Origin of the sequence: Pararhizobium capsulatum DSM 1112, assembly GCF_030814475.1 — a bacterium.
In the GTDB taxonomy this organism is placed as follows: Bacteria; Pseudomonadota; Alphaproteobacteria; order Rhizobiales; family Rhizobiaceae; genus Pararhizobium; species Pararhizobium capsulatum.
Genome location: NZ_JAUSVF010000001.1, coordinates 1,059,165 through 1,079,569, shown reverse-complemented (window position 1 = coordinate 1,079,569; position 20,405 = coordinate 1,059,165). Strand labels below are relative to the sequence as shown.

The following is a 20,405-nucleotide window of genomic DNA, read 5'->3' as shown; positions in this document are numbered from 1 at the left end:
AGGTGGTCACCCGCAATCGAAACCTATCGCGCGCGACGGGAAAGAAAAGCAAAAATATCGGCCTTTTTACATTGTCAACGCCAATGAACCTGGAAACGTATTGGACTTAAGACCAATGGCGCAAATATTTTCTTCTCCGCAGTCTTATTCTATGCTTCAACTTCCTTGGGTAAGACCTGAATAAGGAGGATCATGCTTTCCGGTCCGATCATATTTGCCGCTGCATTCACATACCTGCTGCTGCTGTTTGCTGTGGCGAGCTATGGCGACCGTAAGGTACTTAAGTCCCCCCCTTCCATCAGGGGGCGACCTTTAGTTTATGCGCTAAGCTTGGCGATCTACTGTACTTCCTGGACCTATTTCGGAGGCATCGGCCTTGCCGCGGAACGCGGGCTCGAATTCACCGGCATCTATATCGGCCCAATTCTGATGTTCACGATCGGCATGCCGGTTATTCGCCGAATAACCACGCTTGCCAAAGCTGAGAAGCTCACCTCCGTCGCGGACTTCGTTGCCGCCCGCTACGGCAAGAATCCGACCGTCGCGGCCATTGTCGCCTTTATCTCCCTGGTCGGCGCCATCCCCTATATTGCACTGCAGCTGAAAGCTGTTTCGAGCTCTGTTTCAGCCATGGTCGATACCAGCAGCTATGGCATCGGTTCGGGGCAGAATTTCATAGACCTTCCGCTGCTTGTCACGCTTTTTCTTGCCTGCTTCGCCATCGTGTTCGGAACGCGACATACCGACGCGACCGAACATCAGGATGGCCTGATCCTGGCGATCGCGATGGAATCGCTTGTCAAGCTGCTCGCGCTGGTAACCGCCGGCGCCTACATTGTGTTTTTCGTATTCGACGGGCCAGGCGACCTTTGGAACCGGGCAATCGAGAATCAACAGGTCATGGCCGCGATCACCCACAAGACACCGATACAGCGCTGGCTCATGTTGATGCTCCTGTCAGCGTTCGCCATCGTCATGCTGCCCCGTCAATTCCATGTCACGGTCGTTGAAAATCGCACAGCCGGCGAACTGCGCGTCGCGGGTATCCTTTTTCCCCTTTATCTCGTCGCGATCAATCTCTTCGTGCTGCCGATTGCTATCGCTGGCGTCATCATTTTTCAGGGCGGCGGCGAGCCTGACCTCTATCTCCTAAACCTGCCGATAACGCTTGACGTTCCGGTCATGACGCTGATCACCTTCATCGGCGGATTTTCGGCTGCGACGGCCATGGTAATCGTCGCCTCGGTAGCACTGTCGATCATGATATCGAACGATATCGTTATGCCGGTCATTCTGCGCCGTAATCTGCTGCGCCGTGGTGCAGTACCCGACGTATCGACCCTGCTGCTCAACGTCCGGCGCACAGCAATCTTTTGCGTCTTGCTCCTCGGATATGGATACTACCGATCCGCTGACATGAATGCCGGATTGGCGTCCCTCGGCCTCCTCTCCTTCGCGGCCATTGCCCAGATGGCGCCAGCTTTGTTCGGAGGCCTGTTGTGGCATCAGGCAAACGCGCGCGGCGCCATTGCTGGCATGACGCTCGGCTTTGTTGTTTGGGCCTACATGCTTTTCCTGCCCAGCCTTGGCGGCTCGGATAACTCCCACGTTGCTACAAATATCCTTGGGTTCCTTTTCCCCTTCGCCAGCATCTTCTCCAAATCGGGCTCCGATCCCTTCGTCAACGCATCGACGCTCAGCCTGCTGGTCAATGCGATCGCCTATGTCGTTTTCTCGCTCAGCCGTGCGCCAAACCCGATCGAGCGAGCACAGGCCGGCGTCTTCATCCGGCGCAAGTCGCGAACAGAACGTGTATTTCGCGGTCGCAAAACCAAGGTTACAGTGCTCGATCTCAAGACCACGATTGCCCGCTATCTGGGAAGGGAACGCATGCAGCGATCCTTCCACACTTACGAGCGCCAGAACGGCTGCTGGCTGGAAGACCACCAACCAGCGGATAGCGCGCTCGTGCATTTCTCCGAGCAGCTCCTCGGCAGCGCTATCGGCTCCTCGTCGGCACGCCTTGTTCTTTCACTCGTTTTGCAACGTATGGATGATTCGCCGGTTGACACAGCCTGGCTGCTCGACCAGGCCAGTGAAGCCCTGCAATACAATCAGGATATGTTGCAGACCGCACTTTCCCAGATGGACCAGGGCATCGCTGTCTTTGACAGCTCCAGCAACCTGATCATCTGGAATCGGCGTTTCCGCCATCTGCTCGACCTGCCTGAGAGAGTTGGAGAGGTTGGTTTTCCTCTTGCCGAAATCGTCTCGATACTCGCCGAACGGGGCGATATCGCCCGGCAAGACGAGAAAGTCATCATCGAAAACTTTCTCATTCTCGACAAGGCCTTTCTGCTCGAACTTGCCGGAGGGGCAAGCATCATCGAAGTACGGACCAATGCCATGCCCGACAAGGGTATCGTGACGACCTATACCGACATCACGCAGCGCGTGGCCGCCGACATGGCGCTGAAACAGGCAAACGAGACACTTGAACTCCGCGTTGCTGAACGCACGGGCGAACTCACGCGCGTCAATCGCGAGGTTGCCGAGGCACGGGCCGCGGCGGAGGAGGCCAATATCGGCAAGACGCGCTTCTTCGCCGCGGCAGGCCACGACATTCTCCAGCCATTGAACGCGGCGCGACTTTATTCATCCTCGCTCGTTGAACGTCTTGGCGATTCTGAAAACAGCCTGCTTGTCAGGAATATCGATTCCTCGCTGGAGTCCGTGGAAACTATTCTTGGAGCCGTACTGGATATATCGCGGCTCGATACGGGCGCGATGAAACCGCGCCTGCAGACCGTGATGCTTGATGATCTTCTTCGGCGCATCGAGACAGACTTTGCACCAATGGCGCGCGCTGCCAATCTCAAATTCACCATTATGCCAACCTCGCTCTCGGTGCGTAGCGACCCCAACCTCCTGCGTCGCCTTGTGCAGAACCTGGTCTCGAATGCGATCAAATACACTCTCAAGGGCAAGATTCTGGTTGGCGTGCGACGAGAGGGCGACCATGCCGTCATTCAAGTGCTCGATTCCGGCATCGGCATTCCCGCATCGAAGTTCCGCACGGTGTTCAAGGAATTTGCCCGTCTTGACGAAGGTGCAAAGACGGCTTCAGGGCTGGGCCTCGGCCTGTCGATCGTTGACCGCATATCCCGTGTGCTCAATCACGCCGTCGATCTGCAATCCAAACCCGGAAAAGGCACGCGCTTTCGGGTGACGATGCCAATCGATAAAACCGCGACGGCAGTAAAAGGTCCGGCCATCGTCACGGCGCTGCGGGTCGCTGAACCACTGACCGGGCTCGCCGTCCTTTGCATCGACAACGAACCGCGTATCCTTGAAGGCATGACCCTTCTCCTTGAGGGATGGGGCTGTCATGTGATGACCACACAATCGCTTGAAGACTGGCTTGCCGGTCCTAGATTGCGACCGGATGCCATCATCGCCGACTATCATCTTGACAATGCGGTCGGCACAGACGCCGTCCGAACTATTCGCGCACATTTCAAAGCGCCTATCCCTGCCCTGCTGGTGACAGCGGACAGGTCCCCCGAAGTCAGGGCTATGGCTGAGCCCGAGGGAATTGCCATACAAAACAAACCGGTGCGTCCCGCTGCGCTCAGGGCGTGGCTGACGCAACTTTCAACTGCCCTGAAACCTGCGGCCGAATAGGCTCACAACGCGCCGGATTTCAAGCTGCGACGGCCGAAATCTTGCCGAGCTGGATCACCGCCTGCGTGCGACTGTCAACATTAAGCTTCAGAAGGATCGCGGAGACGTGCGCTTTGATGGTGGCTTCAGATACACTGAGCTCATAGGCAATCTGCTTATTGAGGAGGCCCTCTCCAAGCATGCCAAGCACACGCAGTTGCTGAGGCGTGAGCGTCTGTAAACGCAAAAGCAGTTGAGCCACTTCAGGTTCGCTCTCGCTCCCCGCTTCAAAGTCAGGCGGTGTGAAAATATTGCCGGCGATGACGGTATCAATACCCTCCCGGATTTCATCGAGCCCGGCCGATTTCGAAAGAAAGCCGCTTGCTCCAAGCTCCAGCGCACGCCGAACTGTCGTGTGGTCATCATGCCCCGATACGATCATGATCGGCAAACTCTGAAATTCGGCACGAAATGCAACGAGACCCGAAAGGCCGCTGACGCCAGGCATGGTAAGATCGAGCAGCATCAGGTCGGCATTCGGATAGTCGATTGCAGCCTGCCGAGCCGCGGTGAAATCACCGGCTTCAATAATTGTGGTGTCAGCGCCCACGCTTGCAAGCGCGTGACGCATTGCGCCTCTAAAAAGCGGATGATCATCCGCGATGATAATGGTCAATCCTGTCATCATGGCACCCCCTCCCAAGAGCATTGCACGACCTCCGCTAGGTCAAATCAAGCAACATGAAGCCGAAAGCCGGTCAGGTCTTCCGAGGTTCTTCGCCAAGTGCACCGGGTGCCTTGTGCTCATCACCTTCCAGATCTTTCACTATGCCCATGAAGCCCCGCAACATTCTTTCCATGATGCCCATTGTCTGGTCAATCTCCTCATCGGTCGGCAGACGTGGTTTTGTGCCAAATTGACCATCTTGAAGAGCATTTTCTAAAGTTTCCACCCGCTTCGTCAAGAGATCGAGTTCCAGCTCGAAGGCGGTGCGCTCATCGGCCGCCAGGCGGCACACCATCTGGCCATCTTTATCCTGGCAAAGCGAGACCTCGCCGGTCTGGGTATCGAGCCGTGCGATACCGCTTTCGGCTCGCTGCATGCTGTAGCGTCCGGGCGCAGGTTCCTGCGCCTCCACCGGAACGAGGGCCACCCCACCGACGAGACCCATGACGGCCGGCAACGGCCAAAGCAATCTGTTCATAACCTCTCTCCTGCCCAAAATCTTCGCCCAAAGCCTCCGCGACGGTGGACATTCAGCCGCAATTGCGGCAATCCGGCTTGAATATCCCCGGTGAGGAGATGGCGGCATGTCCAGCATCATCTACAAAATCGTTCCGACAACTCTGTGGCACGATGCGTTGAAAAGCGGCGAATTCAAAGGCGCTCCAGTCGATCTGTCGGATGGTTTCATCCATTTCTCGACCGCGGCCCAAGCGATCGAGACCGCGGCCCGCCATTTTGCCGGCCAGGACGACCTTCTGCTGGTTGCCATCGATGGCGAAACGCTCGGCGATGCGTTGGTTTATGAACCCTCCCGTGGGGGCGATCTCTTTCCCCATCTCTATGGCACGCTGCCGCTGTCCCTCGTGCTCTGGGAAAAGCCTCTGCCGCTCGGCAGCGATGGTGTTCATGTCTTTCCGGAGCTTGCCTGATGCTCGATCTCTTCCAGTCGCTCGGCCGCCGCGGGCTGTTCCTGTTCGATCCGGAGGCCGCGCATGGTCTTTCGATCAGGGCTCTGAAGACGGGGCTCGTGCCAGTCTGTAACGCGCCCGCTGATCCACGGCTGAAGCAAACGATCGCCGGCCTGACCTTTGCAAACCCGCTTGGCCTTGCAGCCGGCTACGACAAGAATGCCGAGGTGCCGGAGGAAATGCTGCGCCTCGGGTTCGGCTTTACCGAGATCGGAACCGTCACACCGAAACCACAGGCGGGCAATGACAAGCCGCGCATTTTCCGGCTTGTCGCCGACGAAGGCGTCATCAACCGGCTGGGCTTCAACAATGCCGGCCACGAGGCTGCCTATGAGCGGCTTTCAAAGCTCCGCGGCAACGGCCTGATCGGCGTCAATATCGGCGCCAACAAAGACAGCAGCGACCGCATTGCCGATTATGTCACCGGCATCCGTCGCTTCTACTCGCTCGCCCGCTATTTCACCGCCAACATTTCCTCGCCCAACACGCCGGGCCTGCGCGATCTGCAGGGACGCGAGAGCCTTGCCGCCCTGCTTTCCGCAGTGCTTGCCGCCCGCGACGATAAGGCGAAGAAGAGCGGCCGGCAGGTTCCGGTGTTCCTTAAGATCGCGCCCGACCTCACAGAAGAAGGCATGGACGATATCGCTGCCGAGGTGCTTGCCCACAAGCTTGACGGGCTGATCGTTTCCAACACGACGCTTTCGCGCGATGGCCTCAAGGATCAGATGCAGGCAAAGGAAGCGGGCGGGCTTTCCGGCAAGCCGCTGTTTGCGCGCTCCACGGCCGTTCTCGCCAAGATGCGCAAGCGCGTCGGGCCCGACCTGCCGATCATCGGCGTCGGCGGCGTTTCATCCGCGGAAACGGCTGCGGAGAAGATCCGCGCCGGCGCTGATCTGGTGCAGCTCTATTCCTGCATGGTCTATGAGGGACCGCTGCTGCCCGGCCGCATCGTTCGCGGACTTTCCGACATCTGCGATCGGGAAAAACTGACCTCGATCGCCGATATCCGCGGCAGCAAGACGGATGAATGGGCGAAGCGCTTCTGACGCTCAGGAGGCGAAGCTTGTCCGCGCCCGCCGCGGCACCAATACCAACAGGAACAGGCCGCGGAACAGCAGGAAGAGATTGAGCCCCGCCCAGAGGCCGTGATTGCCGAACAGCGGCACGAGCACCGCAAGCGTTGCGACGTAGCCGGCGAAGGCGAGAAGCATCATGTTGCGCATATCCCGCGACCAGGTGGCGCCGATGAAGACGCCATCCATCAGGAAGGCGAGCGCACCGGTCACGGCTGTTATCGCCGCCCAGGGCATGTATGCATAGGCCACTGCCCGGACATCCGCCGCCGTCGTCAGTGTATCGATCAATCGGTTTCCGAAGAGGAGGAAGGCAACCGTCGTCACTGCCGCCAGCACCAGCGACCAGATGCCTGTCATCCTCAGCGCCCGATCGAAAGCCGGCCGGAAACGGGCGCCGATTGCGCGGCCAGTGAGCTGTTCGGCGGCATTGGCGAGACCATCGAGATAATAGCCGGCAACCAGGAAGATCGCCATCAGCACGGCATTGGCAGCAAGTGTCACCGGGCCGAAGCTGGTGCCGATCCGTGTCATCAGCGTGAAGGCTGCCAGAAGCACGAAGGAGCGGATCATGATGTCGCGGTTGAGCCCGAACAGCGGCTTCAGCCGCGCCATTGAAAAGACTTCTCGCCACGGCATTGATAGCGAGCGATCGAAGCGGGCATAGACGATGGCAAATCCGGCGAGCGCGCCGATGGTCTCGCCCGTTACCGTGGCAAGCGCCACCCCCATCACGCCCCAGCCCAGATACAGGCCGAGATAGATCGACAGCACGATGTTGATACCGTTGATCAACGTCTGGAGCAGGAGGCCTGTGGTACCCTGCCCGCGGCCGAGCACGAAACCGAGGATGGCATAATTGGCGAGCGCAAACGGGCTGGAAAGGATGCGCCAGAGGAAATAGGTGCGCGTCACCTCCGCCACATCAGGCCCGGGCGCCAGCAGCCACAGCCCGACGGAAAGCAGCATCGGAGAGACCAGCAGGGCTACAGTGCCGCAGACCAGCGCTATTACCAGCGACCGCCAGAAGACGGCCTGCTCCTCTGCCCTGTCACCGCGGCCGAAGGCCTGGGCGACGAGGCCGGTCGTCGATGCCCGCAGGAAATTGAAGGTGGTGAAGATCAGGTCGAAGAGGATCGCGCCGATGGCGAGGCCGGCGAGCAGCGTCGCCTGCCCGAGCCGGCCGACGACGGCGGTGTCTACCAGACCGAGAAGCGGCGTCGTCAGAAAGCCGAGCGTCATCGGGATGGCGATCGAGAGGATCAGCTTGTTTGTAACCAGAAAAGGCCCGGCGCCGCGGGCATTTTCGTCAATGTCGATGGTTTCGGCGGCAGTCATCTCTGCGGGTCCGTTTTGTCATGCCATCCGGAGCGCCGCATGGGGGAATCAGCCGGAAGAAGAAAGCACCATGGCCCAATAGGGCCGGTTTCCGGAAGCGGGATTCCGGACGACGGCAACACCGAGGCCGCGATACCCGCTGCCGAGCATGTTTTCCAGGTGCTTCGGCGAACGATACCAGGCCTGATAGGCGCTTTCGGCATCGTCCTGTCCAGCCGCGATGTTTTCCGCGGCCGGCAGGGCAACGCCCTGTCCCTTCATGCGGTTGAGGAAGCTGTCGCCAACGCCGATCAGGTGGCTCATCTTGCCGTTCCTGGCCATGCGGTTCGCCTGAGCGAGCGCTGCGGTTGCGGCGACCGGATCATTGGCAAGCGGGGCAAGCCCCTTTCCCTTGCGCAGTGCGTTGACGTAGCCGAGGGTCGCCTCCGTCTGGTCGCTGCCATTGCCGGAGGGCTTCTCGGGCTTGGTGCTGACGCAGCCGGCAAGGGCCGCAAGCAAAAGGAAGGCACCAGCCTTCAGGAAGTGGCGGCGGGTCGAAAGGTGCTGCATGTCAACGTCTGTAGCTGAAGAGGCGGATAATTATGAAGGCGGGGATGACCACCGCGGCGCCGATCAGGAGATAGTCGCCGACACGACCAAGAGCGGCAAAGCCCGAGCGCCAGAGATCGACCACGAAATCCCTGACGCCATAGATCAGGTCATAGGGCGTGAAGCCAAGGACCGACATGATGAAGCCGACCACGATCGAAACGACGAGCAGCTTGACGATCACCCGGCCGGGCGAATCGCCCAGAATTCTGTTGAGGCCATCGGCCATCTGGATGTCTCCTGTTTGTTATCCCCATAAGCCGACGCGCCGCCGGGGGCAAGATGCCAGCATTCGCGAGGAGCTCGCCCGAAAAAATCCCGCTTGCCATTTCAACCTTCCGGCCTCAGAAGCGTTTGAAGCCAAAGGTAACGCCCATGAACCTTCACCAGCTTTCCTCCGGCGACCTGATCGCCGACCGCCGCGCCGAATATGCCTACATGCTCGCCGAGACCAGCGACCATACTGACGCTGCCGACCTGATGCGGCAGGCGCTGGAACTCGTTCCCGACTGGGCGGCCGGCTGGTTCCGGCTCGCCGACTATGAGGAAAAATCCGGCCGGAAAGAGGCGGCGGCAACGGCTCTGAAGCGTGTGCTGGAACTGAACCCCGCAGATATCTTCGGCGCCGGACTGAAACTTGCGCTGCTGGGCGGCGCAAATGCACCCGAGCAACCGCCAAGCCTCTATGTCGAGCGGCTTTTCGACGACTATGCCGACCGCTTCGATGCGGCGCTGGTGGACCGCCTGAACTACACGGTGCCGCAAAAGCTTGCGTCGCTGATTGCCGACCACGCCGGGCCGGATCATCAAGGCTTTTTACATACGGTGGATCTTGGCTGTGGCACCGGCCTTTTCGGCGCCGAGATCAGGAACACGACACGATATATGGAAGGCTTCGACCTTTCCACCAACATGCTGGCCAAGGCCGAGGCGAAGAAGCTCTACAACCGGTTGGCCCAAGCCGATCTTTCGCTGGCGCCCGAGGAATGCGGGCTTCTCACGGCGGAACGCGCTGAAGGCCGGGCCGATCTCGTCAGCGCCGCCGATGTGCTGATGTATCTCGGTAATCTCGAAGGCGTGTTCGACATCGCCGGCCGGTTGCTGTCAGAGCGCGGTCTCTTTGCCTTTTCGGTCGAGGACCTGGAGGCGGAAACGACTGGTGCGGCAGCGCAGGAAGCGGAGTTCGCGTTGCGTCCGTCATTGCGCTATGCCCATAGCGAAGCCTATATCCGCCGGCTCGCCGACCTCAAGGGCTTCGCAATCGCCGATATCAGCCGCGCAGCCATTCGCGATGATGGCGGAAAGCCGGTCTTCGGCATTCTGTTTCTTGCGGTGAAGAGCGGCCGAGAGGCATGATTGTTGCTATTTCAAAATAGGTCAGCATTGCTTACATATTTTGCTTGATTGCAGCGGCGAAAAGCCTGAAAATCTGGCCATTCGCAAAGAGGCGCATCGCCGGAATTTCCGGGAGCCCAGTAAATATCACTGACATTTCGCCGCCGGCCTTCATGGACCGGATAGGTTCTTTCGTTTGTCGCATCAGGAGATCGCGCGATGACCCAGCTTATCAATGCCCTTGGTTTCTGGAATACCAGCGCGACTCGCCATACGCCGGTCGAAGACGTGCAGGGTATTTTCTCCGGCAGCCTCGTCGCGGCTCTGGGCCTCTACGTGCTGGCAAGTGCCGGCCTGCTCACCGGCAGCACGGCCGGCGTGGCTTTCCTCCTGCACTATGCGATGGGTATCAATTTCGGCCTCGCTTTCTTTCTTCTGAACGTGCCGTTCTTCTATCTGTCCTGGAAGCGGCTCGGCATGGCCTTCACGGTGAAAACCTTCATCGCGATCGCGATTACATCGCTTCTGACGAACCTGCAGGCCGACGTCTTCCAGATCGCCAGCATCCACCCGGCCTGGGCGGCGCTGCTCGGCGGGCTTCTGCTCGGTTTTGGACTTCTGGCGCTGTATCGCCACCGCGCCAGCCTTGGCGGCGTCGGCATTCTCGGCATCTACTTGCAGGAGCGCTTCGGCATTCGCGCCGGCCTGGTGCAGCTTGCCATCGACCTTTGCGTTCTGGCGGCCGCCTTTTTCGTGACGACCCCGCCGGTCGTCATGTACTCCGTGCTCGGCGCGGTGGTGCTGAACCTTTTCCTGACCATCAACCACCGTGCTGATCGTTATATCGCCCTGTAATTCCCGCGGCTTGCGGGGGGATCAGGCGGCTTTTGCCGTCTTGTCGATCGGATGCTGCGAGCGGAAGGAAACGGCGAGCCGGTTCCAGACGTTGATCGTGCCGATCGCGACGGTGATTTCGGTCATCTCCTCATCGGAAAATTGTTCTTTCAAGGCTGCATAGGCCTCATCCGGTGCCCCCGTGCGGGCAATATCCGTCACGGCATCGACCCAGCCCAGCAGGGCTCTTTCGCGCGCATCGTAGACGGGCGATTCACGCCAGACGCACATCAGGTTGATCCACTGCTCGCTCAGGCCATCATGCCTGGCTTCCTTGACGTGCATGTCGACACAATAGGCGCAGCCGTTGATCTGCGATGCCCTGAGCTTGATCAGATGGATGAAACGGCGATCGAGGCCGCTGTTCTGGACATGATCTTCGAGCGCCATAATGGCCTTGAGAGCGGCAGGCGATGCTTTTGCGAAGTTGAGACGTGGATGCATGGGACTTCACTCCTCTTTCTGGCTCAACGAGCCGTTCTACGTTCATGGATTTCAAGAAAGGCGCAGCTTCTGGCGGCGATCGATCCGTCGTCCAGGGCCGTCAGTTGCACGCCGATATCGGCAATGGTGGTCTTGGCGAGTTCCGCCCTATAGACGCGCTCGGCCTTCAGCATGGCTGCTGAAATATTGCAGGGCTTGGCGAACATATGTGCGCCAACCGGGCTCGGTCCGCGCTGGCGGATCTCGTTGCAGCGGAAGGCCGGGGCCGGCCCTTCGACTGCAAGCACTATGTCGAGCAGCGTGATCCGGTGGGTGGCTTTCGCGAGCCGGTATCCACCCTTCGGACCCGGCACCGTGGCAAGGATGCCCGCTCCGGACAAGGCCTGCAGATGCTTCAGCAGGTAGCTCGTCGAAACGCCATGAAACGCGGCAAGGGCGGCAGCTGAAAGCACGCCGTCATCGCTCAGGCCCGCAAGCATCGCGACGCTGTGAATGGCCTGCTCTACCCCGTCTCCGAGCTTCATGTCCGTCTCCTTGTATCGTGGATATTTTTTATCCGTGATTATTTCGAAAGTCAAGCGGGCGCTAGGGATGTCTGGTTCAGATTGAACCAGACATCCCTAGATTCTTTTGTTTCCGTTTGTCTTTTTAGGAAAACCGGTTCCCACTTTTCCCTGACAAACTCTAGATTTTCGCGGGAGGATGACTTGCGCTTCCCTCTGCAGCGGATAGAAGGGCGGGGAATTTAAGCCGGGAGACATACATGGCAGACCGCGGTACGCTTGCACGCATATGGGCCTCAAGCGCCGATCGTCACTCTATGGTCGACGACGCGCAGGGCGTCGTTGCCGGCAGCATGTTGGCTGTTCTCGGGATTTCGCTTCTATCGAATGCGGGCTTGCTGACCGGCGGCACGCCCGGCATCGCCTTTCTGCTACACTATGCGACGGACCTGAGCTTCGGCATCTGCTTCTTCATCGTCAATCTGCCGTTCTATTATCTCGCGTTCCGGCGCATGGGGCCTGCCTTCACGCTGAGGACATTCGCTGCGGTGGCGATCACTTCGATGCTTTCCGAGCAGCTGCCGCGTTATCTCGGCCTCAACGATGTAGATCCACTGGTGGGCGCGCTTTTCGGCGGGCTGGTCATCGGCGCCGGACTTCTGGCCCTCTTCCGCCACCGCGCCAGCCTCGGCGGCGTTGGCATTCTTGCGCTCTATATCCAGGATCGGTTCGGCTGGCGCGCCGGTCTCGTCCAGCTCTGCTTCGATGGCATGATCCTCGCCTGCTCTTTCTTCCTGGCAAGCCCCTATATCATCGCCTGCTCGATCATCGGCGCGATCGTGCTGAACCTGACGCTTGCCATCAACCACCGCAAGGATCGCTATATCGCGATGTAATGCTACGGGATCGCGAAAACCCTGACCTCGTCGGCAATGCCGCGCAGCGCAACGCTCTGCGACATCGGGTTCAAGCCCCTTCCCGCGAGAAACTTCGCAACGCCGGGATCATCGAGCACCGCGCCCGTTGCGAAGATTTCGCGGGAGGTGGCCAGATGTTGCACGCGCGAGGCTATGTTCACCGTCTGCCCGAAATAATCCTGCCGTTCGTTGAGGCTGACCGCAATGCAGGGGCCTTCGTGAATGCCTATCTTCAGCACGAGATCCTCGCTGCCGCGCTCGCTGTTGAGATGAAGCATAGCGTCGCGCATGCGCATCGCTGCGACAAGTGCGCTGCTGGGGGCGGGAAAGGTGGCCATGACCGCATCGCCGATTGTCTTCACCACCGCGCCCGCCTGGGCACCGACAATCTCGCGCAGGATGGAGAAATGCGTCTTCACAAGATCGAAGGCCGCGAGATCGCCCACCCGCTCATAGAGCTCCGTCGAGCCACGCAGGTCTGTAAAGAGGAACGTCAGGCTGGTGATCTTCAACCGCTGATCCACTTCGATCGTGTCAGTCCGGAAGATATCGCGAAAAGTCTGGTTGGACAGCAGGCGTTTCGCCGTGAGGAATGGGCGGCGGCGGCCGAGCAGCTCATGCAGCGCCTCATTGGCGATGCAGACCGACGGCAAAGTCCGAACCTGCGTGTGATTTTCGACTGAAATCCGGAATGATCCGGGCCGTAGTTCAAGAATTTCGCTATGGCGAAATCCTCTGTCGAACACCATCGTCAGGTTTTGCCGTTCACGCGTGGGCTCCCCTTTGACATCGATAAACTGGGCCGCATGGGTAACGGGCTCGAAGATAATAACGAATTCCGCCGGCAGCTGCAGCGAGATCACGGCCTTCTCACCCGGCGGCAGCTCCAGCGCTTCCAGCATGAATTCATCAACCTTGGCCTCAAACCCGTCGTCAGGAAGATCGATGCCCGAGCCCCAATAGATCTGCCGGAAATACTCGACCGGCGACAGCTGTTCAGGATTGTGGGCCGCGATGTGTCGCACACGGGGGCTGACGGTGAAGGTCACCTCGACCATCTCGTCGAGGGTCGGCTCATAGCCCGCAGCACAGAGCGCGCAGGTGTAGCTGTCGCTCTGCACGGTTCGTAGCGAGGTATTGGCGTCAAGCACGCCGCCGCAGCCCGGACAAAGGACATTCCACGAAAGTTCGAAGAGGCCGAGATGCGAGGCATGCAGGAAAGCATTGATCGTCTGCTCCTCGTCCAGCCCCTCCTGCGCGGCAAAAGCGAGAACATTGACGCGGCAAAGCTTGCGGTCCGGGGTATCCCTGACGAACCGCTCCATGGCATCAACGACAGCAGGCTGCACGATCTGGCGCAGCACCGCAAACAGGGGCTGGGCTTCGCTCATGCCGTATCCTACACCCAACCGGGCGACATGGCACCGACAATCTCGTGATGCGACCGAGCATTCAGCCCTTCAATTCCGCTCGGTTTGATCTACATTTGTTCGCGTGAACCAGATCGATTCCGCACGGGCTGCGCAGGCGCCCATCGCCCTTCCCGCTCCCTTCCTGCGCTGGTTCGCGGAAAAGGGCTGGAGCCCGCGCGCCCATCAGCTCGATCTTCTCTCCCAGGCTCAGGGTGGCGAGAGCATGCTGCTGATCGCGCCGACCGGAGCTGGCAAGACACTTGCGGGTTTTCTGCCGTCGCTCGTTTCACTGACGGAGCGCGGCAAAATCCCGCCCGGCTCTGCCTTCACCGGCCTCCACACGCTCTATATCTCGCCGCTGAAGGCGCTGGCTGTCGATATCGAACGCAATCTGATGAAGCCCGTGACGGAAATGGGCCTGCCGGTGCGCATTGAAAACCGCACGGGAGACACACCGCAGGCCAAGCGCCAGCGCCAAAAACTCAATCCGCCGGATATCCTGCTGACAACACCGGAGCAGCTTGCGCTTCTTCTGGCCAACGGCGAGGCGGAGCGCTTCTTCAAGGACCTGAAATATGTGGTCTTCGACGAGCTGCATTCGCTTGTCACCTCGAAACGCGGGCATCTGCTTTCGCTTGGCCTGTCACGGCTGAGAAGGCTTGCGCCATCCCTCCAGGCAATCGGGCTTTCCGCGACCGTCGCCGATCCCATGGACCTGCAGCGCTGGCTGGTAGCGCAGTCACCTGAGGAGAACCGACATGCCGGCCTGATCACCGTCACCGGCGGCGCCAAGCCCGAGATCAGCATCCTGAAGACCGAGGAGCGCGTTCCGTGGTCGGGCCATCAGGCGGCCTATGCAATGCCGGCGGTCTACGAGGCTATCCGGGACACCAAGACGACACTGCTTTTCGTCAATACCCGCAGCCAGGCAGAGCGGCTCTTCCAGGAACTCTGGACGATCAACGACGACAATTTGCCGATAGCGCTGCATCACGGCTCGCTCGATGTCGCCCAGCGGCGGCGGGTGGAGGCCGCCATGTCCGAAAACAGATTGCGCGCTGTCGTTGCCACGTCCACCCTCGATCTCGGCATCGACTGGGGCGATGTCGACATGGTCATCCATGTCGGGGCGCCGAAGGGGGCAAGCCGGCTTGCCCAGCGCATCGGCCGCGCCAATCACCGCATGGACGAGCCGAGCCGCGCCATTCTGGTGCCTGCCAACCGCTTCGAGGTGATGGAATGCCAGGCGGCACTCGATGCCAACTATCTGGGCGCGCAGGATACGCCGCCGGTCGGGCGTGGGGCGCTTGATGTGCTCGCCCAGCATGTGCTCGGCATGGCCTGCGCCGCGCCCTTCGATCCGCTGGAACTTTACGCCGAGATCACCAGCGCATCACCTTACGCCGATCTCTCCTGGGAGACCTTCGAGCGGATTATCGATTTTGTCGCGACCGGCGGCTATGCGCTTCGCACCTACGAGCGCTACGCCAAGATCCGCAAGACGAAGGAAGGGCTTTGGCGGGTCTCCAACCCGCAGATCGCCCAGCAATATCGCCTGAACGTCGGCACAATCATCGAAGCACCGATGCTCAACGTGCGCCTCGTAAAGCGCAATGCGCGTGGCAGCCTTGGGCGTGGCGGTTTTTCGCTGGGCAAGGTCGAGGAATATTTCCTGGAGATGCTGTCGCCGGGGGATACCTTCCTGTTTTCCGGCAAGGTGCTGCGCTTCGAGGGCATCCGCGAAAACGAATGTCTGGTGAGCCAGGGCTATACGCTCGATCCGAAGGTGCCCTCCTATGCCGGCGGCAAGTTTCCGCTCTCTACCTATCTCGCCGCCCAGGTCCGCAAGATGCTGGCGGACCCGAGCCGTCATGCCACACTTCCAGAACAGGTGCGCGACTGGCTGTCCTTGCAGAAGGACTTTTCCACCCTGCCGAAGGAAGACGAGCTTCTGATCGAGACCTTTCCGCACGGACAGCGCCATTTCATGGTCGCCTATGCCTTCGAAGGCCGGCTGGCGCACCAGACGCTCAGCATGCTGCTCACCCGCCGTCTTGATCGGGCGGGCCTTAGGCCACTCGGCTTCGTTGCCACGGATTATTCGCTGGCGATCTGGGGTTTGGAGGACATGGGTGCCGCTTTCAAAAAGGGAAAACCATCGCTTGGTGCACTTTTCGATGAGGACATGCTCGGCGACGATCTCGAAGCATGGCTGAACGAGAGCTATCTCCTGAAACGCACCTTCCGCAACTGTGCCGTCATCGCCGGGCTGATCGACCAGCGCCATCCGGGCAAGGAAAAATCCGGCCGGCAGGTTACTGTTTCCGCCGATCTCATTTACGACGTATTGCGCAGCCATGAGCCCGATCACATCCTGCTGGAAGCTACCCGCAACGATGCGGCGACGGGACTTTTGGATATCGGCCGGCTTGGCGATATGCTGGAGCGAATCAAAAGCCATATCCGCCACCAGCAGCTGGATCGTGTTTCACCGCTGGCGGTGCCTATCATGCTGGAAATCGGCCGCGAAATCGTCGCCGGCGAAGCCCAGGACGTGCTGCTGGCGGAAGCGGCCGACGAATTGATGAACGAGATCATGGCCGGCCCCTAACCCGGCTGCGCCACGATAGAAACAACAGGAAGACATGCACCGCCTCGCCTATGCCACCAAGACCGCATCCGCCTATCCGGCGCTTTCGGACCGCATCGAGATCAACGGGATCGCCGGCTTCTGCGACCCGCTGGGTGGGTTGCTTTTGCCCGATCTCGGTGCGCTTGTGGTCTCCGACCTGCATCTGGAAAAAGGCTCGGCCTTTGCGCGGCGCGGCATGATGCTGCCACCCTACGACACGCTTGCCACCCTTCGCATCCTGGAGGCCATCATCGCCCGACACGACCCGAAGATCGTGATCAGCCTCGGTGACAATTTTCACGATCGGGTGGGCTCGAGCCTGATGCCACCGCAATTCCGTGGCATGATCGAGGACGTGGCGCGCGGGCGCGAATGGATCTGGATCAACGGCAATCATGACCCTGACGGCGCGATGACCCTGCCGGGCGTATCGATGGACATACTGCGCCTCTCCAATCTCGTCTTCCGCCATGAACCTGCCACCGAGAATGCCCCTGGGGAAATCGCCGGGCACCTGCATCCCGCCGCGACGGTTGTCCGCCGCGAAAAGCGCGTTCGCCGCGCCTGCTTTGCGACCGATGGCATCCGGCTGATCATGCCCGCGTTCGGCGTCACCACCGGCGGCCTTGACCTTCGACACAAGGCGCTGACCGGCCTCTTCGACCGCCCTCGCCTCATCGCCCACCTGCTCGGCCGCGACCGGATTTATTCGGTGCCGTTTGGCAATCTGGTGGGGTGAACGCATCAAACCGGTCGTTCGAACGGCACAGCGAGTTCCTCGAAGTGGCGGACGTTGTCGGTCACGACCGTCAGGCCCGAGCGCTGTGCCGTGGCGGCGATAATGACGTCGGCGAGACCGGGATTGCGTCCCCTGCCAACGGCTGCATCTTCTATCGCGCCCGCAAGAACAGCCGTTGCCGTGTCCATCGGCAATATTCGATCCTCGAAAGTGGCGACAATCCCTTCGAGCCACGCGCGCACCTGTTTCGACTTTGCAGCCGCACCCTGGCGTTCCAGTTTGCAGACGCCCTTTTCGATTTCCGCAATCGTCATCGAAGAAATGAAAAGGGCCTCGGCAGCTCCGTGATCCCGCATCCATTCCCGTAGCTCGGAGGACGCATCCGGGCGGCCCGGTGCAAAGCGGGACAGAACGCTGGTATCCAGCAGATAACCACCGCTCATAGATCGAGATCACGCATTTTCGAAGGATTGCGCTCGAACTCGATCCCGCCGGGGAAATCCATGAGATAGTCGCCGAAGTTGGGCCGGGACTTTTTCAGCACCTTTTTAGCGGCCTCCGCCGCCTCGATGCTGACGATGGCCGCAACGGGTTTTCCATGCCGCGTGATGGTGATGAATTCACCCTTTACGGCTTCGTCCACCAGATTGGAGAACCCGGCTTTCGCATCCCTGACGCTTACCATCGACCTCGATCCATCTTTTGTGATCACGCGTGACTACAATAAGATCAAACCAGAAAAAATCAAGAAAGCGGCAGCGTGACAATCTTCGAGAGGACAGACCGATGCGGTGCTCTCTGAAGCCTGTCAGAAAGCGTTGAACGTCAGCGTCGTCAACGACCTGTTGATGCCCGGAACCGTGGCGATATTGTCGTTGATGAACTTGCCGATATCCTGGCTCTCATCGACGTAGATCTTGATCATCAGGTCGTAGTCGCCGCTGGTCGAATACATTTCCGAGACGATTTCCTTGCGGTAGATCTCGTCTGCGACCTCATAGGTCTTGCCCGGTGCGCATTGCAGCTGAACAAAAATCGGCTTCATCGATCAATCTCCTGGTATCTGCGTCCGCAATAACCTTTTTTCGCGCAAGCGCAAAGCCGGTCAATCGCGACGGAAGACGATGCTGGCCAGCCAGCCGGTAATCACGGCAAGCAGCACGGCCACGATGCCGTAGAGAAACGGCCTTTCGTGGGCAGCCCGCGTGATCGCCTGCTCGAGGCCCGTCTTGACGACGCGCAGCGGCAGAGCCTTTGCCGCGACGAATATCCCTTCGCGGAAGAGATAGGCACGCACCACATGGACGCCATTCGGCACGTCGGCCGGCAGCCGGACGGAGGCCTTGAAGAGGCTTGAGGAAATGAATTGCACGCCGCCGGGATCACGCTGATAGACACCGCTGGTTTCGCGCAAACGCCGGAAGGCTTCCCGGAACTCGCCCACAGCGGAGCCATCACCGATGTAGCCGACGGGCGTGAGCGGCATATGGTTGACGCCGATGCCCATGTTGTTCATGTCCGCGGCCGGCGCGATCGTTTCGATGTCGCGGGTGCTCGACAGCGAATACGATTCCGGCACGAGTTCAAAAGTCATCGAACTCGTGTTGATCCAGATGCCGAAGACCCGCTGCTTCTTGCGGACGGTCGAGCTCTCTTTCGGTCCCTCCAGCGCAACGACGATATTGTATTTGCCCTGTGCCAGCAGCCCGGCATCGAAGCCATCGATCGCGCCAAAGATGGTGATGTCGGCACCGCGGAAATCCGAGGTGATGGCAATTTCATCGGTGGAGATGCCGATGTCGAGCTTTTCGGTAAAGTCCGGAGGCTCCGCCTGCGCCACGGGAGCCAGAAACAGCACCGTCAAAACGGCAAGGATCAGGGCGCGCATCAGTAACCGAGCCCCGCCGAGACGACCGAATAGATTTCCTTCGGCGGGATGACGAGTTCGACCGCCAGGCGAATGCCGACCGCAAGCACGAGAAGCGCCAGCAGCGCCCTGAGCTGCTCGCCGCGCAGCCGTTGGCCCACCCGAACGCCGTATTGTGCACCAATCACGCCCGCAACCATCAGCACGAAGGCCAGCACGATATCAACCGTATAGTTCGCCGTGGCCTGGACGATGACCGTATAGGCGGAGACGAAGATGATCTGGAACAGCGAGGTGCCGACAACCACGTTCGTCGGAATGCGAAGAAGATAGATCATGGCCGGCACCATGATGAAGCCACCGCCGACACCCATGACCGAGGTCAGGATGCCGATGCAGAAACCCAGACCCGCGACGGGAATGATACTGAGATAGATCTTCGACTTCTTGAACCGCATCTTGAGCGGCAGGCGATGCACCCAGTTGTGATGGCCGGGGCGTTTCAATGTCACCTGCTCATTGCGAGCGGCACGACGCAACGCATTGATGCTCTCCCACAGCATGAGGGAGCCGACCGTGCCAAGCAGCAGCACGTAGGCGAGCGAAATGACGAGATCGAGCTGGCCGATCCGGCGTAGCAGCGCAAACAGCCATATGCCGACGGTTGCCCCCGCCAGACCGCCACAGAGGAGAACGGTTCCGAGCTTTATATCGATCGTGCCGCGTCGAAAATGAGTGATCGCGCCGGAAATGGAGGATGCGACGACCTGGTTGGCGCCGGTCGCGACCGCGACGACGGGAGGAATATTATAGAAGATCAGAAGCGGCGTGATGAGGAACCCGCCGCCGACACCGAACATGCCCGAGAGAAAGCCGACGGCCGCGCCCATGCCAAGGATGATCAATATATTGACCGACAGTTCCGCTATGGGCAGGTAGATCGTCACAACGCAGACCTCGATAAGCCGATACAACGCCGCCCGTCACCATCACGCGCCTGCGAGACCGCATCCAAATTCATTTTTTGCCCGGAAAGGGCGCAATAGCGGCGGCTCTCAACGTCCGCCCATGATTGGAAAAGCAAGATGGGGATACGCCCCGTTGAAATCGCCGGTCAGACCTGTTTCGCTACCTTTGCCGCCCACTCCTTCCTTCCCAGCGAGATGGGAATACGTGATGCGGCCAATCCAGCGAATCCTAGCCTGCCCAACTGATCTTTTCCGGCCGGTCTGCGGCATTATTGGGGCCGCAGGTGTCGCTTAAAGCGCGTTGCGATCTTTCAGATTCGCTCCCATGCTTTAGCTC

Annotated in this window: 21 protein-coding genes; 8 read left to right on the top strand and 13 right to left on the bottom strand. The window is 59.8% G+C overall.

Annotated features, from left to right (window positions below; translation table 11 throughout):
• The first annotated feature begins 192 nt into the window (after window positions 1–192).
• Window positions 193–3,684: a hybrid sensor histidine kinase/response regulator gene (locus QO002_RS05115; protein WP_307227336.1), complete on the top strand. Its 3,492-nt coding sequence runs from the start codon at window positions 193–195 to the stop codon at window positions 3,682–3,684.
• A 19-nt stretch (window positions 3,685–3,703) separates the two neighbouring features.
• On the opposite strand, the gene QO002_RS05110 is transcribed toward QO002_RS05115, so the two are convergent.
• Both QO002_RS05110 and QO002_RS05105 read right to left on the bottom strand, forming a co-directional pair.
• Entirely contained in the window at window positions 3,704–4,348 is a 645-nt protein-coding gene (locus QO002_RS05110) for a response regulator transcription factor (protein ID WP_307233168.1), read from the bottom strand.
• Window positions 4,349–4,421: 73 nt separating this feature from the next.
• The gene (locus QO002_RS05105) at window positions 4,422–4,868 is read right to left on the bottom strand and encodes a hypothetical protein (protein WP_370878453.1); all 447 of its coding nucleotides are present in this window, start codon (window positions 4,866–4,868) and stop codon (window positions 4,422–4,424) included.
• Window positions 4,869–4,974: 106 nt separating this feature from the next.
• Here QO002_RS05105 and QO002_RS05100 point away from each other — a divergent pair, with 106 nt between their 5' ends.
• Both QO002_RS05100 and QO002_RS05095 read left to right on the top strand, forming a co-directional pair.
• Window positions 4,975–5,319, top strand: a complete 345-nt coding sequence (locus QO002_RS05100) for a DUF952 domain-containing protein (RefSeq protein WP_307227334.1) — start codon at window positions 4,975–4,977, stop codon at window positions 5,317–5,319.
• Window positions 5,319–6,404 (top strand): quinone-dependent dihydroorotate dehydrogenase, encoded by a 1,086-nt coding sequence (locus QO002_RS05095; protein ID WP_307227333.1) that lies wholly within the window; start codon window positions 5,319–5,321, stop codon window positions 6,402–6,404. The genes QO002_RS05100 and QO002_RS05095 overlap by 1 nt, the downstream gene beginning before the upstream one ends.
• 3 nt (window positions 6,405–6,407) lie before the next feature.
• On the opposite strand, the gene QO002_RS05090 is transcribed toward QO002_RS05095, so the two are convergent.
• Genes QO002_RS05090 through QO002_RS05080 form a run of 3 tightly spaced genes read right to left on the bottom strand, consistent with a single transcriptional unit; the run spans window position 6,408 to window position 8,586 of the window.
• Complete coding sequence (locus tag QO002_RS05090) at window positions 6,408–7,769, bottom strand: MATE family efflux transporter (RefSeq protein WP_307227331.1); 1,362 nt, start codon at window positions 7,767–7,769, stop codon at window positions 6,408–6,410.
• A gap of 48 nt (window positions 7,770–7,817) precedes the next feature.
• The gene (locus QO002_RS05085) at window positions 7,818–8,318 is read right to left on the bottom strand and encodes a CAP domain-containing protein (protein WP_307227329.1); all 501 of its coding nucleotides are present in this window, start codon (window positions 8,316–8,318) and stop codon (window positions 7,818–7,820) included.
• Window position 8,319: 1 nt separating this feature from the next.
• A complete protein-coding gene (locus QO002_RS05080) occupies window positions 8,320–8,586 on the bottom strand; it encodes a DUF6460 domain-containing protein (RefSeq protein ID WP_307227327.1) in 267 nt (88 codons plus the stop codon).
• Between the two features lie 146 nt (window positions 8,587–8,732).
• Here QO002_RS05080 and QO002_RS05075 point away from each other — a divergent pair, with 146 nt between their 5' ends.
• Entirely contained in the window at window positions 8,733–9,713 is a 981-nt protein-coding gene (locus tag QO002_RS05075; RefSeq protein WP_307227325.1) for a class I SAM-dependent methyltransferase, read from the top strand.
• A 198-nt stretch (window positions 9,714–9,911) separates the two neighbouring features.
• On the top strand, window positions 9,912–10,547 hold the full coding sequence (locus QO002_RS05070) for a YitT family protein (protein ID WP_307227323.1): 636 nt from the start codon (window positions 9,912–9,914) through the stop codon (window positions 10,545–10,547).
• 21 nt (window positions 10,548–10,568) lie between these two features.
• Here QO002_RS05070 and QO002_RS05065 read toward each other — a convergent pair whose 3' ends face one another.
• Together QO002_RS05065 and QO002_RS05060 are read right to left on the bottom strand one after the other, a co-directional pair.
• On the bottom strand, window positions 10,569–11,030 hold the full coding sequence (locus QO002_RS05065; protein WP_307227321.1) for a carboxymuconolactone decarboxylase family protein: 462 nt from the start codon (window positions 11,028–11,030) through the stop codon (window positions 10,569–10,571).
• A gap of 23 nt (window positions 11,031–11,053) precedes the next feature.
• Window positions 11,054–11,554, bottom strand: a complete 501-nt coding sequence (locus QO002_RS05060; protein ID WP_307227319.1) for an RrF2 family transcriptional regulator — start codon at window positions 11,552–11,554, stop codon at window positions 11,054–11,056.
• 239 nt (window positions 11,555–11,793) lie between these two features.
• Here QO002_RS05060 and QO002_RS05055 point away from each other — a divergent pair, with 239 nt between their 5' ends.
• Window positions 11,794–12,429, top strand: a complete 636-nt coding sequence (locus tag QO002_RS05055) for a YitT family protein (RefSeq protein WP_307227317.1) — start codon at window positions 11,794–11,796, stop codon at window positions 12,427–12,429.
• A 2-nt stretch (window positions 12,430–12,431) separates the two neighbouring features.
• Here QO002_RS05055 and QO002_RS05050 read toward each other — a convergent pair whose 3' ends face one another.
• Window positions 12,432–13,841, bottom strand: coding sequence for an adenylate/guanylate cyclase domain-containing protein (locus QO002_RS05050; RefSeq protein ID WP_307227316.1), 1,410 nt, complete (start codon window positions 13,839–13,841; stop codon window positions 12,432–12,434).
• Between the two features lie 103 nt (window positions 13,842–13,944).
• Between QO002_RS05050 and QO002_RS05045 the strand changes: the two genes are divergently transcribed.
• Together QO002_RS05045 and pdeM are read left to right on the top strand one after the other, a co-directional pair.
• Window positions 13,945–16,473 carry a ligase-associated DNA damage response DEXH box helicase gene (locus QO002_RS05045; RefSeq protein ID WP_307227314.1) on the top strand — a complete coding sequence of 843 codons (2,529 nt, stop codon included), beginning with the start codon at window positions 13,945–13,947 and terminating at the stop codon, window positions 16,471–16,473.
• Between the two features lie 34 nt (window positions 16,474–16,507).
• On the top strand, window positions 16,508–17,233 hold the full coding sequence (pdeM, locus tag QO002_RS05040) for a ligase-associated DNA damage response endonuclease PdeM (protein ID WP_307227312.1): 726 nt from the start codon (window positions 16,508–16,510) through the stop codon (window positions 17,231–17,233).
• Window positions 17,234–17,238: 5 nt separating this feature from the next.
• Here pdeM and QO002_RS05035 read toward each other — a convergent pair whose 3' ends face one another.
• From QO002_RS05035 to QO002_RS05015, 5 genes are all read right to left on the bottom strand, one after another.
• Complete coding sequence (locus tag QO002_RS05035; RefSeq protein WP_307227307.1) at window positions 17,239–17,676, bottom strand: type II toxin-antitoxin system VapC family toxin; 438 nt, start codon at window positions 17,674–17,676, stop codon at window positions 17,239–17,241.
• Window positions 17,673–17,918 (bottom strand): type II toxin-antitoxin system Phd/YefM family antitoxin, encoded by a 246-nt coding sequence (locus tag QO002_RS05030; RefSeq protein ID WP_307227305.1) that lies wholly within the window; start codon window positions 17,916–17,918, stop codon window positions 17,673–17,675. The genes QO002_RS05035 and QO002_RS05030 overlap by 4 nt, the downstream gene beginning before the upstream one ends.
• Window positions 17,919–18,041: 123 nt before the next feature.
• Complete coding sequence (locus QO002_RS05025) at window positions 18,042–18,278, bottom strand: Lrp/AsnC ligand binding domain-containing protein (protein ID WP_307227303.1); 237 nt, start codon at window positions 18,276–18,278, stop codon at window positions 18,042–18,044.
• Between the two features lie 60 nt (window positions 18,279–18,338).
• Window positions 18,339–19,121 carry a TIGR02186 family protein gene (locus QO002_RS05020; RefSeq protein WP_307227301.1) on the bottom strand — a complete coding sequence of 261 codons (783 nt, stop codon included), beginning with the start codon at window positions 19,119–19,121 and terminating at the stop codon, window positions 18,339–18,341.
• Entirely contained in the window at window positions 19,121–20,047 is a 927-nt protein-coding gene (locus QO002_RS05015) for a sulfite exporter TauE/SafE family protein (RefSeq protein WP_307233165.1), read from the bottom strand. Before QO002_RS05015 ends, QO002_RS05020 begins: the two co-directional genes overlap by 1 nt.
• Window positions 20,048–20,405 lie beyond the last annotated feature (358 nt).